Here is a 16,767-nt window from a genome sequence, read left to right on the forward strand (position 1 = left end):
GGGACAGGGCCCACCCGTCGTCAGACCTCCAGGTCGGCCTCGATCCGCTTCAGCTGGTGGCGGGCCATCGCCAGGTTGGCCCGGCCCTTGTCCAGCGCCAGGTACAGGAACAGGCCCTTGCCGGAGCGGCTGGTCAGTGGCCTGATCAGGTGGTACTGGCTGCTGAGCGAGATCAGGATGTCCTCGATGGCCTCCTTGAGATTGAGCATCTCGATCGCCCGGACCTTCGCCCGCACCACGTCCGTATTGCCGGCCGCGGCGACGTTCAGGTCCAGATCGGGCGAGCCGCCGATGGTGCCCAGCGCCATACCGCTGTTGTAGTCGACCAGTGCGACACCGATAGTGCCGTCGATCGAGTTCATGATGTCCTTGAGAGCGGCGTCGGTGCTTGCCATGGTGTCCTCTTTCCTTGGATTTCTTCCGGTGGTGTGGTTGGTGCAGTGGTCCGGGGCCGGGCGGGCCGGGTCAGTCGCGCTCGTGGCGCTCCAGGGCCGCGTCGGTGATCGCCGCGATCCGCCCGCCCGCCCGGCGGGCCTCCAGGTGCAGCCGGCCGATGTTGGCGTCCGGCCCGGCGAGCAGGGTCAGCACCACGAAGGCGCCGGCCGCGTAGGTCGCCGTGTAGCCGGAGTCTCCCCTGGTCAGCAGCTCGCGGAAGCCGCCCTGACCGGTCGCCTCGGCGAGCCGGGCGCCGATCCCGAGTGCGGCCGCGGTCAGCGCGGCGACCCCGGAGGGCTCCAGGTCGGTGGTGTCGTGGGCGACCACCAGACCGTCGATGGTCGCCACCAGGGAGCCGGTCAGGTGCGGGACCCTGGCCCGCAGCCCGCGTAGCTCGGTGAGCACCTCGGGCTCGGCCAGCACTTCGGGGTCGATCAGGATGGGAGGCCGGCGGCCGGTGAACTGTCGCAAGGTGCGCTTCATGACTCGGTCGGGCGGACGGAACGGACGGGTGGAACACTCACAGTCGGGCCTCCAGGCCGGCTCGGATCCTGAGCAGCAGGGCGACGTGCGGATCTGACGGGTCGTAGGGCAGAGCGGTGGCGACCGCCGGGTGGACGGCCACCGGTGCGGCGGCGGGTACGGCTACGGCCACCGGGACCGGTACGGCCACCGCGACCGGTACGGCCTGTGGTGCGGCGTGCCGCGGCCGGGTGGGGAGCAGCACCTGCGGGGGGCCGACGGGCACGGCCGGGCGCATCGCCGTCCGCGGCGGTGGAACCGTCGGGATCGGTGGGATCGCCGGGATCGGCGGCGCGGTGGACTCGATCAGCCCGCCGGCCGCCAGGTGCCGGATGTCCAGCACCGTGCCGAAGGCCGAACGGCCCAGCAGCAGCGCGATGTCGGCCGGGGTCCGGTGGCCGTCAGCGGCGTCCAGGACGGCCCGGCGGCGGCGGGAGCAGGCGGTGGGAACGGCACCCGGGCGGCGGCGCACGGCGGCGGCGTCCAGCTGCGGGCACGGCCAGACCCGGTCCAGCAGGGCCCGGCGGCGGCCGACGGCGGCCCGCAGCTCCCGTACGGACATCGGCCGGGCCAGCGTGAACTCGGGCCGGGCGGCGGCCGAGAAGCGGATCTCGCCGCCGTCCTGGGCGAGCGCGAAGAAGGCGGCGTCCAGCACGGCGGTCAGCTGGCACAGCTGGAGCTCGCTGCGGCTCACCCGGCCCGAGCGGACCAGCTGTTCGGCCATCGGCAGGCCGGTGGCGAGGTGGCCGGCCCACTCGGCGGCGGAGAGCCGGCCGCAGCCGGTGAGCAGCGCCTCGACGCTCGCGGCGGCCGGGCTCTCGGCGTGCACCACGTACCCGTCCACCAGGTGGAGGGTTCCGGCGGCGCCGGCCATGGTGCCGTCGGCGCGCTGGGCCGCGAGGTCGGTCAGGGCGGTCTCGAAGACCGTGGCGGGGGAGCAGCCGGAGCGGCGCCGGCGGGGCAGGCGCTGGGCGGCCAGCGTCGCGGGCATCAGTCGAGCACCAACTGTTCGGCGATGGCGGCCAGTCTGAGTCTGGACATCGCCAGGTTGGCGCGGTCGCGGTCGAGCCGCAGGTACAGGATGAGGTTGCTGTCGAAGTCGGTGTCGAGGAAGCGCACCAGGTGGTAGGTGCCGGCCGAGCTGAGGATGACGTCCTCGGCCGGGGCGGTGCCGGAGGCGGGGTCGGCGAAGGAGGCGCTCTGGGTCACCGCTCTGGCCAGTTCGGTCGCGTCGGCGGCGCCGACCTCGTGGTCACCGCCCGGGCCCTCCCCGGCGGTGCCCAGCGCGAGCCCGCTGGTCCAGTCGACCAGGCTGACGCCGAGCGCACCCGGCACAGCCATGGCCTCGGTAAGGCAGTCATCGATCCCCGGCACCGACACGCACCCCTCCTGCGCACCCGTGGGGGGTACGCGCCCGGCACCGCGCTCACTGGCGGTAACCTGTTCGGAGCGCAACGCTAACCCCCAACGTTCGAGCGCGGGCCGGAATCCGTCATATTCGTCGGGCATATGCCCGAATCTGTTAGGGTCACCGGCCGTTTCTGTGCGGAGGACCGGCCGACCGGCCGGTCCCCGCCCGGCCCCGCGGGGTGTCCGGCGGCCTGTGCCGTCGGCGAACCCGTAGGGCGGGGGCGGCAGTTGGGATCCTGGTAGGCTCCGGGCGGTGGCCGAAACCGCGGGCCGCGCCGGGCGCTACAGCGCGGCGAGGTACGCCCGTACGGTGTCGTGCGCGCCGGGGCCGGCCGGGACGGTGAGGGCCACGTGGTTGTCCGGCCGCACCAGTACCAGCGCGTCACCCTCGATCCCGTACGCCCGGCGGACGTGGCCGTCCGGGTCCGCCGCGCTCCCGGGGCCGGCCGCCAGCGCGAGCGGACGGACGTGCGGGGCGAGCCCGGTGAGGGCCGGGCGGCTGTCCGGGCCGAAGCCGAGCAGGGTGAAGTGGCTGCCGGCGAAGGTCTCGAAGAGCCGCGTCGGGGTGCCGTCCGGCGCGGTGTACGGCGCGTCGGGGGCCCGGTCGCCGGCCCGCAGCGGGCCGCCCAGCAGGTCCTCGGCGAGTGAGCTGTCGCGGTACCCGATGGTCAGACCGCTGGTGTCGGTGAGCCGGCCGGCCTCCACCCCGACGCCGGGGGTCCGCACGCCCTCGGCCACCGCGGCCATGCCCGCACTGCTGACGCCCAGCGTCCAGGCCGCGACCGGCAGCCGCTCCTCCTGGTAGGTGTCCAGCAGGCCGGGGCCGGCCAGGCCGGTCAGCACGTGGCCGAGCTTCCAGCCCAGGTTCCAGGCGTCCTGGATGCCGGTGTTCATGCCCAGGCCGCCCGCGATCGGGTGGACGTGGGCGCTGTCCCCGGCGAGCAGCACCCGGCCGACCCGGTAGCGGTCCACCATCCGGACGTTGACCCGCCAGGTGGTCAGCCAGGTCGCCCGGGACAGCCGGATGTCGCGGCGGCCGGTGCGCTGCTCGACCAGCCGCTGGAAGCTCTCCAGCGAGGGCGGCAGCGGGGCGCCGTCGGCGTCGACCTCGGGTGTGGCCTGCAGCTGCCAGACGGACTCGCCCGGGAACGGGCAGAGCATCAGCGCGCCCTCCGGGCCGAACCACTGGTGCCAGGCGTCGGGCTCCAGGCCCGCCACCTCGACGTCGCCGACCACCAGCGCGAACTCCGGGTCGCTGGTGCCCTCGAGCGGGATGCCGAGCTGCTTGCGCACCGTGCTGCGGCCGCCGTCGCAGCCCACCAGGTGGTCGGCGGTGAGGGTGCGGCCGTCGGCGAGCAGGACCCGCACCCCGTCCGGGCCCTGCTCGAACCGGTCGAGGCGGCTGTCGAGTTCGACCTGTCCGCCCAGCTCGGCGAGCAGCTCGCGCAGGGCGCCCTCGACCTTCCACTGCGGCAGGAACAGGCCTGTCGGGTAGGGCGTGCCGGGCGTCGGCCGGGCGTCCGCGTAGGGGTCGGTGTCGGCGATGAACTCGCCGCCGAAGTACTTGCGGAACGGCAGATGGGTCCGGCCCCCGGCGGTCAGCCGGTCGAGGATCCCGAGGTCGGCCAGGGCCTCCTGGCTGCGCGCGTTGAGGGTCTTGCCGCGGGAGCCGGTGGCGAAGGCCGCCGCCTGCTCGAGCACCCGGACCCGGACGCCCTGCCGGGCCAGGCAGCAGGCCAGGGTCAGCCCGGTCGGTCCCGCTCCCACGATCCCCACGGTCTTCATCGGAGTCTCCCTCTCGTCGGTCGTGCCGTGTTCCTCCGCATCTCCAGAGAACCGCAACCGAGGAAGAAATGCAACTGAGTAACAAAAGTATCCGAGTTATGCTTGGTCCATGACCGATGAGCCGGAGGGACTGCGAGCCCTCAAGAAGCAGCGCACCCGGCAGGCGATCGCCGACACGGCGATCGGACTGTTCCTGAGGAACGGCTTCGACCGGGTGTCGGTGGCGGAGATCGCCACCGCCGCCGAGGTCTCCAAGCCGACGCTGTTCCGCTACTTCCCCACCAAGGAGGAGCTGGTCCTGCACCGGATGGCCGACCACCTCGGCGAAGCCGCCCGGGTGGTGCGCGAGCGGCCGGCCCCGCTCACCCCGCTGGCCGCGCTGGAGCGCCACCAGCTGGAGCGGCTGGCCGCGCACGACCCGGTCACCGGCCTGTGCGAGGAGCCCGAGGTGCTCGCCTTCATGCGGCTGGTCTACGACACCCCGAGCCTGTCCTCGCACCTGCTGGACTACATCGGGCACGACATCGACGCGCTGGCGGCCGCGCTCGCCGAGGCGCTGCCGGGTGCGGGCGCACTGGCGCCGCGGCTGGTGGCGGTGCAGTTCATCGGTGTACGGCAGGAGCTGGCGAGGCTCAACTGGCAGCGCCTGGACGGCGGCACCCCGGTCGAGCAGGCGCACCGGCTGGCGGTGGCCGAGACCGTCGAGGCGGTCGCCCTGCTGCGGGGCGGCGCGGGCGGCCGCGGGTTCTGAGCGGGTCTGCCGCGCGCATGCCGAAGCGCGGGCATGCCGAAGAGGGGTGCCGGGGGTCTCCCGGCACCCCTCCCCGGGGTGGTGCGTCCGACCGGCCCGGATCAGGCGGCCGGGCCGACCTTGACGGTGGTCAGCTTGCCGCCCTGGGTCTCGCGGACGACCTCGATCTTCGTGTTGGTGTTCGGCACCTTCACGCCCAGCTGCGGTGCGGCCGGGTTGTAGTAGTCACCGGTGCGGTCGTTGAAGGCCGGCACGGCGGGCTTGGCCGGGAACTTGGTCACCGCGCTGACGTTGTGCAGCTGGAACGCGGTGGTCGGCTTCAGCGAGAAGGGCGCGTCGTAGCTCTGCATCCGGCCGTTGACCGCGGTGCCGCCGTTGAAGTAGTTCACCTCCGGGTGCGCGTCGACCGGCAGGATCAGGCCGCCGCCGAGGTGGTCCTTGGTGTTGTTGTCCTCGTAGGCGGTGTCCCACAGCCAGACCAGGACGCCCTCCTGGTACGGGTAGGTGTCGATGATGTTGGCCTTGCCCCAGATCCCGGAGTACCCGAAGTTGTACGGGCCGGTCTTCAGGTAGGCGCCGTAGCCGACGTAGCGGCGGTTCTCCACCAGGTAGGCGCGCGGGTGGTCCTTGACCGCGTCCTTGCCCTTGATGACCGAGAAGCCGGTCAGCGTCCAGCCCTGGCCGCCGCTCTCGGCGCCGTCCTCGACCAGTCGCACGCCGTCGGCGGTGACGGTGACCGCGTCGATCAGGGCGCCGCGGCCGTGGGTGTTGCCGTCCGAGGTGACGTGGAAGCGGACCTGGACCTGCTGGCCGAGGTAGGCGTCCAGCGGGATGTGCAGCTTGGTCCAGGCGTTGGAGGTACCGGTCAGGCCCGGGGTCAGCGCGGTGGTGTTGCCGATCGGCGCGCCGTCGACGGTGCCGTGCAGCGAGGTCCAGGTCTTGCCGCCGTCGGTGGATGCGTCGACCGACAGGAAGTCGTAGTCCTGCTCGACGTCGTACCAGGCGGAGGCGTCCAGGGCCGCGGAGGCACTGCGGCCGCGCAGGTCGACCGTGCGGCTCAGCGAGGCGTCCATGTTGTCGCCGGTGTCGCTCCACCACTGGGCCGCGCCCTCGGCCGGGACGGCCAGGCTGGTGGTGGTCTGCGACGGCGGCAGGTGCACCAGCACAGCCTGGGCCTGGTCGGTGTTGTAGCCGCTGACCCCCAGGGCGTGGCTGGAGCGGGTGGCGGCCTGTGCCTCGTCGTAGTTGAGCCAGCCGAGTTGCAGCTTGCTCCAGGCGTCGAGGTCACCGGGGAACTCGCCGGTGGTGTTCTTGCCCTTGCCAAGGTAGGAGGCGGAGGACATCAGCGACCAGAAGTTGACGGCGTTGTCGCCGCCGTTGGTCGGGTAGAGGTCCGGCAGGCCCAGGTTGTGGCCGTACTCGTGGGAGAACAGGCCGACGCCGCTGTTCTCGCCCGCCTGTACGTAGTCGTAGACGTACAGGCCGGTGTCGCCGACCGGCGCGCCGCCGATCCGGTTGCCCTCGGGGCCGGTCTGCCCGGTCGGGTCGGGCAGGTCCCAACTGCGGTGCGCCCACAGCGCGTCGGCGCCCTGCGCGCCGCCGCCCCAGGTCTCGTCGACGCCGGCGTGCACCACGATCACGTTGTCGAGGTAGCCGTCCGGCTCGTTGAAGTCGCCGTCCTTGTCGTGGTCGTAGCGGTCCTGGACGTCGTACTGGGCCAGCTCGGCCTTGACGTCGGCGGGGGTGCGGCCCTTGGCGATCTCGCCGTCGTACCAGGCCTTGGTGGCGTCCCTGATGAACTCCTGCGCCTGGGTCCAGGCGCCGCTGCCCTGCGGGCCCTTGTTGCTGCCGTAGCGGGCCTCGTTGTACGGGACGGTGACCCAGTCGCTGACCGTGCCCTCGATGTCGTACCGGCCCGAGGACTGGGTGCGGTAGTAGTTGCGGACCGAGTTGGCGCCGGGGGAGTCGTCGAAGAACATCTGCTGGTAGAAGTCGCGACCGAAGTCGTTCTTCCAGAAGGTGTGGGTGTCGTCCTTGCCCGGCTGCGGGATGGCGTTGTGCTGCGGGCCGGGGGTGCCGCCGTAGCGCGGCTGGCCGTTGTAGAGAGTCGAGTTGTCGACCTCGTTGCCGAACTGGGCGAGGATCACGAAGACCTTGTCCTTGCGCTGCTGCGCGAGCTGGACGTAGTCGTTGCCGATCTTCACCTGGGCGGGCGTGGTGCCCGCCGAACTCCTGGCCACGGCACCGCTGTTGACCTGTTCGAGGGCGAGGCCGCGGAGCGCCTGGCGCTTGCGCTCCTGCGGTGACAGGTCCTGCTGCGGGCCCTCCTGGCCGTCGGCGGCCTGGGTGCCCGCGGAGGCCGGCTGGCCGGCCACGGTGACGGGTGCGGCGGGGCGGGCGTAGGCGGGGGTCGCCAGCATGGTCGCGGCTATCGCGCCGGTGCTGAGGGCGGCAGCGAGGGCCGCGGGGATTCTGCGCAACTGACCGGTCCTTTCCGGACGGGGGTGGTCGGGTGAGCGGGCGTAATATTTCACATGTCATCGGTCACATGGAAGGGTTGTGACTGCCGTCACCCGGGGTGTGCGATCCGCGACGGTCCGCGGTCAGGCCAGCGCGGTGCGCAGGAAGTCCAGCTCCAGGGCCGCGAGTTGCTCCATCACCCCACCCGCCGTCAGGTGGCTGACGCCCGGCAGCGTGAGCAGGCTGTGCGGGCGTCCGGCCCGCACCAGAGCCTCGGACAGCAGCAGGCTGTGCGCTGGGTGCACGTTGTCGTCCGCCAGGCCGTGGATCAGCAGCAGCGGTCGGGACAGCGCCGCGGCGTCCTCGATCAGGCAGTCGGCGAGGTAGCCCTCCGGGTTGTCCTGCGGCAGGCCCAGGTAGCGCTCCGTGTACGCGGTGTCGTACAGCCGGAAGTCGGTCGGCGGGGCCCCGGCACTGGCGGCGTGGAAGACGTCGGGGCGGCGCAGCACGGCCAGCGCCGCGAAGTAGCCGCCGTACGACCAGCCGCGCACCCCGACCCGCCCGAGGTCGAGGTCCGGGTGGCGCTCGCCGAGCGCCGCCAGCGCCGCGACCTGGTCCTCGATCGCGACCGCGGAGAACCGCCGGAAGATCGCCCGGGCGAACTCCGGTGACACGAACGGCGTGCCGCGGTTGTCGGTGGTGACCACCGCGAAGCCCTGGTCGGCCCACCACTGCCGCTGCTGCCAGCGGCGCGGCTCGTTGGCCACCGCCTGCGCCCCCGGACCGCCGTAGACGTCCAGCAGGACGGGCAGCCGTTGCCCGGCGACGTGGGCGCGGGGGTACACCACCGCGGTGGGCAGGCCGCGTTCGGTGACCCGGGCGAGCTGGGGGACGACCCGGTACGGCAGCGGCTCGGCGTGGTCGGTCAGCGGGATCTCCGCGCCGCGGAAGCGGATCCGGCGGTGGATGCCGTCCGGGGTGGCGGAGGTGAGCAGCAGGCTCTCGCCGCCCGCCGTCGCGGAGTGCACACCGGGACCGTCGGTGAGCCGTTCGGCGCCGCCGCCGTCCGGTTCGATCAGGTAGACGTGCTGGTCGGCCGGCTGGTCCTCGCCCGCCTCGACCAGCAGCCGGCCGCCCAGCCGGCCGACCACCCGGCGGATCTGGAGGCGCCCGGGGCCGAGCGGCTTGCCGTCCAGGGCGAGCGAGCGGGCCGTGCCGTCCGGGGTGTCGGCGGCGGTCAGCAGCCGGCCGCCGTCCAGCCGGGCCGGGGTGCCGGGCAGGTCGTCGACCCAGAACGCGTCGGTGGTGCGGGAGAGTTCCGTGGTCGTGCCGGTCACCGGGTCCGCGCCGAGCAGCAGCACCCGCTGCTGCAGCCGGTCGGCGACGGTGAGCAGGATCTCGCCGTCGCCCTCCCAGCCGGCCGCGGTGACGTACGGGAAGGTGTCGGCGTCCCAGCGCAGCCGGACCCGGTGGCCGTCCAGGGTGAGCACCCAGAGCTGGACGTCCGCGTTGGGGCCGCCCGCCTGCGGGTAGGCGAACGACTCCGGTGCCAGGTCGGGGTGCGCCGGATCGGCGAAATGGCGTGCGGGCAGGGCGGATTCGTCCACCCGGGCGGCCAGGACGGCGCCGCCGTCCGGGCGCCACCAGTGGCCGCGGGTGCGGCCGAGCTCCTCGGCGGCGGCGAACTCGGCGACGCCCCAGACGGCGCCGTCCGCCGGGCTGAGCGGGCCGCCCGGGTGCAGGGCGGGCGCCGGGGTGAGGTGCAGGGCGCCGTCGCTGACGTAGGCGACGCGCCGGCCGGTGGCGTCCGGACGCGGGTCGAAGGCCGGTCCCGCGGTGGGGAGTTCGACGGTGACGCGGTCCGTGGTCGAGGTGCTGAACAGCCGGCCGTCCAGGGTGAAGACGGCCGTCGACAGGTCGGCGGTGGCGGCGAAGGAGCCGATGCCGGGCGCCCACAGCCGCAGCCGCTCGCGCAGCCGCCGTTCCAGGGCGGGCAGGTCGGCCAGGTCTCCGGTGCGCTGCGGGACCAGCGCCACCGGGTCGGCGACCAGCTGTTCGCGGCGGGTCGTCAGGTCGAGCAGCCACAGCCGCTCGACCGGGTCCTGCGGTCCGGTGGAGCGCAGGAACAGCAGCCGGGTGCCGTCCGAGGAGAAGACGGCCGCGCGCGGGGAACCATGGGTGAAGCGGCCGGTGCGGGCGCTCAGGGCGAGGAAGGGGTCGGTGTGGGTCACGGGCACCGATGCTTGCCCCGGGGCGGGCCGCTCGGCTAGAACTATGCAGTGTGAAATGTCACACATCAATAGCGCCCCGATGATGGAGCCTCGATGACCCTGCCCCCGGTGACATCCCCGGCACCGACACCGCCCCCCGCACCCCTGCCCGGCACCCAGGCCCTGTTCACCCTCGACCCCTCGGTCGCCCACCTCAACCACGGCTCGTACGGGGCCGTGCCGATGCCGGTCCAACGCGCCCAGGCCAGGCTGCGGGCCGAACAGGAACAGGACCCGGACGCCTTCTTCGCCGACCTCCCGGACCGGATCGCCCGCGCCCGCGCCCGGATCGCCGCCTCGCTCGGCGCCGAGCCCGACCGGATCGCGCTGCTCACCAACGTCACCGAAGGCGTCGCGGTGGTCCTGGACTCGCTCCCGCTGGCGGACGGCGACGAGATCCTGGTGACCGACCACGGCTACGGGGTCGTCAACGACGCCGTCCGCCGCCGGGCCGCCGAGTGCGGCGCCCGGGTCCGCACCGTACGGCTGTCGCTGCACACCCCCGACGCCGAGGCCGTGCAGGCGCAGGTGCTCGCCGCGGTGGGGGAGCGCACCCGGGTCGCCGTCCTGGACCTGGTCACCTCGCCGACCGCCCGGGAGATCGCCGCCCGCCCGCTGCTGGCCGAACTCGCCGCCCGCGGTGTGATCACCGTGGTGGACGCCGCCCACGCCCCCGGAATGCTGCCGGTCCAGCTCGGCGCCGGGGCCGGCGGAGCCGACTTCTGGATCGGCAACCTGCACAAATGGGCCTTCGCCCCGCGGGCCACCGCCGTCCTCGCGGTCGGCGGCGCCTGGCGCCGCCGGATCAGGCCGCTCACCGTCTCCTGGGAGCACGACCGGGGCTTCCCGGGCCGGGTCGAGTGGCGCGGCACCTGCGACTACACGCCCTGGCTGGCCGCCCCGACCGGCTTCGCCCTGCTCGAACAGCTCGGCGCGGACCGTGTCCGCGCCCACAACGAGGCACTCGCCGACCACGGCGCCCGGCTGCTCGCCGACCACGCCGGGCTGCGCCCGCTCGCCGCCATGCCGGGCCTGGCCATGCGCGCACTGCGGCTGCCGCCCGGCACCGCCGAGAGCGAGCACGCCGCGAAGGCGCTGATGGTCGTGGTCGCCCGCCGGCTGCACACCAGGATCGCGGTCCGTCCGTGGCCGGGCGGCGGGGTCCTGCGGATCAGTGCCCAGCTGTACAACCGGCCCCAGGAGTACCTGGAGCTGGCCACCGGCCTGAAGGAACTGATCGCCCGCTAGGCACGGTCGGACCCGGCACGGGCGGACCCGGCACGGGCGTGCCGCGGACGCCCGGTGTCCGGTCGCGGGCCGGCGACGGCACGGCGGTCGAGGTGGTGGCGGGTCCGGAGGCGGGGTCCGGGCGGCTCCGGGCGGACCGGTCGGCCGCGCGGAGTTCGGCCAGCAGGGCGCCCTGGTCGGTGAGGAGTTCGGTGAGGATCCGGCGGGCGGCCCGGAGCAGGTCGGCGACGTCGGCGCCGGCCAGTGCGTAGATCACCGTCGAGCCCTCGCGGGTGGCCGTCACCAGGCGGGCGCGGCGGAGCTGGGCGAGTTGCTGGGAGAGGCTGGAGGGTTCGACGTCCAGCTCGGCGAGCAGGTCGCGGACGGGCGTGGGGCCGGCCTGCAGCAGTTCGAGCACCCGGATCCGGACCGGGTGGCCGAGTATCCGGAACAGTTCGGCCTTGGCCTGGTGCAGCGGCAGAGGCACCCCGCTCCCCCCTCCGCGCGTCGCTCCCTCGGCCGGTCACTGGTCCCACCCGCGGGGTCAGACCTCCAGCTGGGCCTCGATGCGCTTCAGCTGGTGCCGGGCCATCGCGAGGTTGGCGCGCGAGCGGCTGAGCGCCAGGTAGAGGAAGAGCCCGCGGCCGGTCTGCGTGGTGAGCGGCCGGATCAGGTGGTACTGGCTGCTCAGGCTGATCAGCATGTCCTCGATCTCGTTGTCGTGCAGGTTGAGCATCTCCATGGTGCGCATCTTCGCGCGGACCACGTCGGTGTTGCCGGCGGCGGCGACGTTGAGGTCGAGCTCGGTGTTGTCGCCGAGCGTGCCCATCGCCATGCCGCTGCTGTAGTCGACCAGCGCGACGCCGATCGCGCCCTCGATGGTCATGGCGTCCTTCAGCGCGGTCTCCAGAGTCGCCATCGCAGCCTCCTGCAGGTCATTCCCGCGCCGCGGTGGCGAGGTGAATGCTCCGACTGTAGGAAGCGCACCGCCGACCCCGGCCGGATGATCGGAACTGGCCCGCTGCGGTCACATCCTGACCGTCCGATGGTCGTCAGTGACGGTATGCAGACTTTTGCAACTCGGGATCTGAATGATCGGGCACCGACCTCACCCCTGCGCCACCAGCTGCGCGGCCAGCCGCAGCGAGTCCTCCTGCTGGCTCCTGGCGGCGCGCAGCAGCTCCTCGTGACCGTCCATCAGGGAGCGCTGGTACGCGGACTCGACGGCGAACCAGATCCCCACCAGATTGGTCCGGCGCTTGCACCCGACATCCGCGACCGCCGCCGCCAGCCCGGCCGGCGAGGCGAACGCCCCCTGGTCCAGCCCCAGTTCGGCCTGCGGGCTGACCGGGTTGCGGGCGTGGTAGCCGTGTTCGGCCATGCAGGAGGTCCACTGCTCGGTGGCCTTGACCACCCGGCTGTCCTGCCGGGAGCGGTCGTACCCCTCGGCGTCCATGTCCTGCACCTTCATCGGGTCGACGGAGGCCGCGGTCGGCGCCCACAGCCGCAGGTACGCCTCCCGCCGGCAGCCGCCGATCGGCACCTTGACGCCGTTGACCTCGCCGTCACCGGCGCCGGAGCGCTCCGCCTCCTCCTGGCTGCGCGGCATGGTCTTGGCGTCGGCCCGGCCGGTGCCGCCCAGCACCAGCGTCTCCGCCGGGTCCATCGAGGGCATCGGCGGCTTCTGCGGCCGGTCCTCCTCGTGCGTGCTGTAGCCGGAGGCGGCCGCGGCCGCCTCGTCGTACAGCCCGTAGCGGCGGGCGTTCTCGGCCTCGGCGGGCGGCGCCTCGGGCAGGTCGGGCACCCGGAAGCGGAAGCCGTACCGGCTCATGCACTGGTCGGTGAGGATCCGCTGGGCGCTGTCCAGCCGGTGCAGCTGCTCGGCGTCAGGGATGTAGTCCTGGAGCGGCAGCCGCAGCGCGCTCGCATCCGCGGGCGTCGGCACGGCGGTCACCGCCGGCTCCGCCGCCGACCCGCTGCCACAGGCCGTCAGCAGGACGGCGGCGGCGGCGAGCACCACGGGCAGGGAGGTCCGGGTGGTCTGCGGCCGGCTCGGCACATTCTCTCCAGGGGGACGTCGGGTTCGGCAACGGCGGGGGACGGGATGTGCCGCCCGGCGCGGGCCGGGCGGCATCGGCGGTACGGGGTCGGCGGTACGGAGGTCAGCCCGTGTAGTACGCGGACGAGACCTGGCGCCGGAAGGTGCTGGAGGCGTTGGACATCACGCCCGGGCTCACCCAGCCGTGCCGGCCACCCCGGTTGGCGTCGGTGTAGACGTGCCAGGTGTAGCTGTCGTTGTTCCAGTAGGACTCGTTGCGGTCGTTCGGGTTCCCGCCGTACACCGGCCAGCTGAGGTAGCCGAAGTTGTCCTTCGAGGTGTAGAGGTCGAGCACCATCGCCGTGGTGTCAGGTCCGCTGTACAGCGAGAACTCGCCGTTGTCCGTCGTGCCGTTCAGCTCGGTGGCGGTGGCCGTGGCGGCGCCGGTCAGGCCGAGCACGGCGGCGGTGGCGAGGGCGAGGAGGGCCGTGATCAGGCGGTGCGGGAGCCGGTGGCGGTTGGCCAGCATGCGGCTTGCCTCTCTGGGAGTGGTCGGGGAGTAGGCGGTGCGTGAGTCCTGTGCCTGGAACCTCGTACCGGGACAGTGGACCAGCCCTGTGACTCGCTGCACAGGCTCGATTGCGCCACGTTGCCGAACGGCTGGCCGATTTCGTGTCGACAAACCGCTAAAAACGCAGCAAGGCCCGCCATGCTCCCGGAGCGTGGAAAAACGGTGCTATCGATGTCAGTCCCGGCGGGTAATCTCAGGCTGAGATGCTCGATCACCACACCACCCACCACACCAGCTGCGCCCCGACGGCCTCCCAAGCCCCGGCCCCGCAGCCGCAGGCGTCGCCGTCTGCGCGCCCGTCCCGCCCCTCGGGGCCGTCCGCCCGCGGGAAGAAGAGGTGACGCCGATGAACAGCGCCATGCCGGGCCGCAGCGACCAGCTCGGTGACCAGGAGCAGCTCAGCCCCGCCGAGGCCTACCAGGCCGCCCGGCGCCGGGCCGAGGTGCAGGCGACCGCCCTCCACGGCTTCCAGGAGCTGTACGACTTCCCGCTCGACCCCTTCCAGCTGGAGGCCTGCGAGGCCGTCGAGGCCGGCCAGGGCGTCCTGGTGGCGGCCCCCACCGGCTCCGGCAAGACCATCGTGGGCGAGTTCGCCGTCCACCTGGCGCTGGCCGGCGGCCGCAAGTGCTTCTACACCACCCCCATCAAGGCCCTGTCGAACCAGAAGTTCGGCGACCTGGTCAAGCGCTACGGCGCCGACAAGGTCGGCCTGCTCACCGGCGACAACTCGGTCAACGGCGACGCCCCCGTGGTGGTGATGACCACCGAGGTGCTGCGCAACATGCTCTACGCGGGCTCGCGCGCCCTCGACGGCCTCGGCTACGTGGTGATGGACGAGGTCCACTACCTCGCCGACCGCTTCCGCGGCGCGGTCTGGGAAGAGGTGATCATCCACCTCCCGGAGTCCGTCACCCTGGTCTCGCTCTCCGCCACCGTCTCCAACGCCGAGGAGTTCGGCGACTGGCTCGACACCGTGCGCGGCGGCACCAAGGTGATCGTCTCCGAGCACCGCCCGGTCCCGCTCTGGCAGCACGTGATGGCCGGCACCCGGATGTACGACCTGTTCGCCAGCCCCGACCGCGACGGCCGCCCCAAGGACGCCCCGCGCAACCCGGCCAAGGCGGTCAACCCCGAACTGGTCCGGCTCGCCCGCTCCGAGCAGGACCGCGGCGGCCGCGACCGGTTCGCCAAGGGCCGCGGCCGCTCCATGCCCACCGGCCGCCCCACCCGGATCTGGACCCCCGGCCGGGTCGACGTGATCGAACGCCTCGACGCCGAGGGCCTGCTCCCCGCCATCACCTTCATCTTCAGCCGGGCCGGCTGCGAGGCCGCCGTCCAGCAGTGCCTCACCTCGGGCCTTCGGCTCAACCGGGAGGCCGACCGGGCCGTGGTCCGGGAGATCGTCGAGCAGCGCTGCGCCGACATCCCCGACGAGGACCTGCACGTGCTCGGCTACTTCGAGTGGCTGGACGGCCTGGAGCGCGGCATCGCCGCCCACCACGCCGGCATGCTGCCGAGGTTCAAGGAAGTGGTCGAGGAGCTCTTCGTGAAGGGCCTGGTCAAGGCGGTCTTCGCGACCGAGACCCTCGCCCTCGGCATCAACATGCCCGCCCGCTCGGTGGTCATGGAGAAGCTGGTCAAGTGGAACGGCGAGACCCACGCCGACGTCACCCCCGGCGAGTACACCCAGCTCACCGGCCGGGCCGGCCGCCGCGGCATCGACGTCGAGGGCCACGCCGTGGTGCTCTGGCAGCGCGGCCTCGACCCGGAGGCCCTGGCCGGGCTGGCGGGCACCCGCACCTACCCGCTGCGCTCCTCGTTCCGCCCGTCCTACAACATGGCCGTCAACCTGGTCGGCCAGTTCGGCCGGCACCGCTCCCGGGAACTGCTGGAGACCTCCTTCGCGCAGTTCCAGGCCGACCGCTCGGTGGTCGGCATCGCCCGCCAGGTCCAGCGCAACGAAGAGGGCCTGGACGGGTACCGCGAGTCGATGACCTGCCACCTCGGCGACTTCGACGAGTACATGGCGCTGCGGCACGCCCTGCGCGAGCGGGAGAACGAACTCGCCCGCGAGGGCAGCAGCCAGCGCCGGGCCGCCGCGATCCAGTCCATCGAGCAGCTCAAGCCGGGCGACGTGATCCACGTGCCGACCGGCAAGTTCGCCGGCCTCGCCCTGGTCCTCGACCCCGGCCTGCCGCCGGTCAGCCGCTCACCGCGGACCAGCCGCCACCCCGACTACCAGGACGGGCCCCGCCCGGTGGTGCTCACCGCCGAACGGCAGGTCAAGCGGCTCGCGATGATCGACTTCCCGCACCCGGTCCAGGCGCTGGAGCGGGTCAAGATCCCCAAGTCCTTCAACCCGCGCAGCCCGCAGTCCCGCCGCGACCTCGCCTCCGCCCTGCGGACCAAGGCCGGCCACCTGGAGCCCGAGCGGTACCGCAAGGGCCGCGCCGCCGCCGCCGACGACGAGGTCATCGCCCGGCTGCGCGGCGAACTGCGGCAGCACCCCTGCCACGGCTGCGACGAACGCGAGGACCACGCCCGCTGGGCCGAGCGCTACCACCGCCTGCACCGCGACACCGAACTGCTGGAACGCCGGATGCGCTCGCGCACCCACACCATCGCCCGCACCTTCGACCGGGTCTGCGGCCTGCTCACCGACCTCGGCTACCTCAGCGCGGACACCGTCACCGACGACGGCAAGCGGCTCGGCCGGCTCTACGGCGAACTCGACCTGCTCGCCTCCGAGTGCATCCGCGAAGGCGTCTGGTCGGGCCTCGCCGCCGCCGAACTCGCCGCCTGCGCCTCCGCCCTGGTCTACGAGGCCCGGCAGTCCGACGACGCCACCGCCCCCCGGGTCCCCGAGGGCGGCGCCAAGGAGGCGCTCGGCCAGATGGTCCGGATCTGGGGCCACCTCGACGCCCTGGAGGAGCAGCACCGGATCTCCACCGCCGAGGGCGTCGGCCAGCGCGAACCCGACCTCGGCTTCGCCTGGGCCGCCTACCGCTGGGCGCTCGGCCACAACCTGGACTCCGTCCTGCGCGACGCCGACATGCCGGCCGGCGACTTCGTCCGCTGGACCAAGCAACTGATCGACGTCCTGGGCCAGATCCAGGACGCGGCAGGCGACGACACCGACCTGCGGAGCACCGCCCGCAAGGCGGTCGACGCCCTCCGCCGCGGCATCATCGCCTACTCCTCGGTCGGCTGACCCCCAGGGGCAACGTTTCAGGGGCGCGGGGAACTGCGCGAAGTCGGGAGGGCACTCGTTGAACCCTTCCGCTCTCGCGCAGTTCCC

At 73.2% G+C, this 16,767-nt stretch carries 13 protein-coding genes and 1 pseudogene; 3 read left to right on the top strand and 11 right to left on the bottom strand.

What is annotated here, in order from left to right; translation table 11 throughout:
• Positions 1–20 precede the first annotated feature (20 nt).
• The 5 genes from AB0D08_RS18285 to AB0D08_RS18305 form a co-directional block, all read right to left on the bottom strand.
• Positions 21–395 (bottom strand): hypothetical protein, encoded by a 375-nt coding sequence (locus tag AB0D08_RS18285; RefSeq protein ID WP_033825478.1) that lies wholly within the window; start codon positions 393–395, stop codon positions 21–23.
• Between the two features lie 70 nt (positions 396–465).
• Entirely contained in the window at positions 466–918 is a 453-nt protein-coding gene (locus AB0D08_RS18290; protein WP_051814254.1) for a roadblock/LC7 domain-containing protein, read from the bottom strand.
• A 37-nt stretch (positions 919–955) separates the two neighbouring features.
• Positions 956–1,948, bottom strand: a complete 993-nt coding sequence (locus tag AB0D08_RS18295) for a hypothetical protein (protein ID WP_051814256.1) — start codon at positions 1,946–1,948, stop codon at positions 956–958.
• On the bottom strand, positions 1,948–2,331 hold the full coding sequence (locus AB0D08_RS18300; RefSeq protein ID WP_033825508.1) for a hypothetical protein: 384 nt from the start codon (positions 2,329–2,331) through the stop codon (positions 1,948–1,950). The genes AB0D08_RS18295 and AB0D08_RS18300 overlap by 1 nt, the downstream gene beginning before the upstream one ends.
• 318 nt (positions 2,332–2,649) lie before the next feature.
• Positions 2,650–4,152: an FAD-dependent monooxygenase gene (locus AB0D08_RS18305; protein ID WP_359889896.1), complete on the bottom strand. Its 1,503-nt coding sequence runs from the start codon at positions 4,150–4,152 to the stop codon at positions 2,650–2,652.
• Positions 4,153–4,261: 109 nt separating this feature from the next.
• Here AB0D08_RS18305 and AB0D08_RS18310 point away from each other — a divergent pair, with 109 nt between their 5' ends.
• On the top strand, positions 4,262–4,903 hold the full coding sequence (locus tag AB0D08_RS18310; RefSeq protein ID WP_359889898.1) for a TetR family transcriptional regulator: 642 nt from the start codon (positions 4,262–4,264) through the stop codon (positions 4,901–4,903).
• A 101-nt stretch (positions 4,904–5,004) separates the two neighbouring features.
• Here the strand turns inward: AB0D08_RS18310 and AB0D08_RS18315 are convergent, their stop codons facing one another.
• Both AB0D08_RS18315 and AB0D08_RS18320 read right to left on the bottom strand, forming a co-directional pair.
• Complete coding sequence (locus AB0D08_RS18315; RefSeq protein WP_233289410.1) at positions 5,005–7,383, bottom strand: immune inhibitor A domain-containing protein; 2,379 nt, start codon at positions 7,381–7,383, stop codon at positions 5,005–5,007.
• 123 nt (positions 7,384–7,506) lie between these two features.
• On the bottom strand, positions 7,507–9,594 hold the full coding sequence (locus AB0D08_RS18320) for a prolyl oligopeptidase family serine peptidase (protein ID WP_359889902.1): 2,088 nt from the start codon (positions 9,592–9,594) through the stop codon (positions 7,507–7,509).
• Between the two features lie 93 nt (positions 9,595–9,687).
• On the opposite strand from AB0D08_RS18320, the gene AB0D08_RS18325 reads away from it, so the two are divergent.
• Positions 9,688–10,881, top strand: coding sequence for an aminotransferase class V-fold PLP-dependent enzyme (locus tag AB0D08_RS18325; protein WP_033825481.1), 1,194 nt, complete (start codon positions 9,688–9,690; stop codon positions 10,879–10,881).
• Between the two features lie 130 nt (positions 10,882–11,011).
• Here the strand turns inward: AB0D08_RS18325 and AB0D08_RS18330 are convergent.
• The 4 genes and pseudogenes from AB0D08_RS18330 to AB0D08_RS18345 all read right to left on the bottom strand — a co-directional run.
• Positions 11,012–11,347: pseudogene (locus tag AB0D08_RS18330) on the bottom strand (metalloregulator ArsR/SmtB family transcription factor); the annotation flags it as partial.
• A gap of 57 nt (positions 11,348–11,404) precedes the next feature.
• A complete protein-coding gene (locus tag AB0D08_RS18335) occupies positions 11,405–11,779 on the bottom strand; it encodes a hypothetical protein (RefSeq protein WP_033825482.1) in 375 nt (124 codons plus the stop codon).
• Between the two features lie 189 nt (positions 11,780–11,968).
• Positions 11,969–12,919 carry a hypothetical protein gene (locus AB0D08_RS18340; protein WP_033825483.1) on the bottom strand — a complete coding sequence of 317 codons (951 nt, stop codon included), beginning with the start codon at positions 12,917–12,919 and terminating at the stop codon, positions 11,969–11,971.
• Between the two features lie 103 nt (positions 12,920–13,022).
• On the bottom strand, positions 13,023–13,427 hold the full coding sequence (locus tag AB0D08_RS18345) for a peptidase inhibitor family I36 protein (RefSeq protein WP_033825484.1): 405 nt from the start codon (positions 13,425–13,427) through the stop codon (positions 13,023–13,025).
• Positions 13,428–13,815: 388 nt separating this feature from the next.
• On the opposite strand from AB0D08_RS18345, the gene AB0D08_RS18350 reads away from it, so the two are divergent.
• The gene (locus AB0D08_RS18350; RefSeq protein ID WP_359889905.1) at positions 13,816–16,680 is read left to right on the top strand and encodes a DEAD/DEAH box helicase; all 2,865 of its coding nucleotides are present in this window, start codon (positions 13,816–13,818) and stop codon (positions 16,678–16,680) included.
• Positions 16,681–16,767 lie beyond the last annotated feature (87 nt).

Source organism: Kitasatospora sp. NPDC048540 (assembly GCF_040651175.1).
GTDB lineage: Bacteria > Actinomycetota > Actinomycetes > Streptomycetales > Streptomycetaceae > Kitasatospora.

Bases quoted from the DNA above. Each gene is read 5' to 3' on its own strand.
- AB0D08_RS18310 (WP_359889898.1), top strand. From the start codon at position 4,262: ATGACCGATGAGCCGGAGGGACTGCGAGCCCTCAAGAAGCAGCGCACC.
- AB0D08_RS18350 (WP_359889905.1), top strand. From the start codon at position 13,816: ATGAACAGCGCCATGCCGGGCCGCAGCGACCAGCTCGGTGACCAGGAG.
- AB0D08_RS18285 (WP_033825478.1), bottom strand. From the start codon at position 395: ATGGCAAGCACCGACGCCGCTCTCAAGGACATCATGAACTCGATCGAC.
- AB0D08_RS18290 (WP_051814254.1), bottom strand. From the start codon at position 918: ATGAAGCGCACCTTGCGACAGTTCACCGGCCGCCGGCCTCCCATCCTG.
- AB0D08_RS18305 (WP_359889896.1), bottom strand. From the start codon at position 4,152: ATGAAGACCGTGGGGATCGTGGGAGCGGGACCGACCGGGCTGACCCTG.
- AB0D08_RS18295 (WP_051814256.1), bottom strand. From the start codon at position 1,948: ATGCCCGCGACGCTGGCCGCCCAGCGCCTGCCCCGCCGGCGCCGCTCC.
- AB0D08_RS18345 (WP_033825484.1), bottom strand. From the start codon at position 13,427: ATGCTGGCCAACCGCCACCGGCTCCCGCACCGCCTGATCACGGCCCTC.
- AB0D08_RS18335 (WP_033825482.1), bottom strand. From the start codon at position 11,779: ATGGCGACTCTGGAGACCGCGCTGAAGGACGCCATGACCATCGAGGGC.
- AB0D08_RS18325 (WP_033825481.1), top strand. From the start codon at position 9,688: ATGACCCTGCCCCCGGTGACATCCCCGGCACCGACACCGCCCCCCGCA.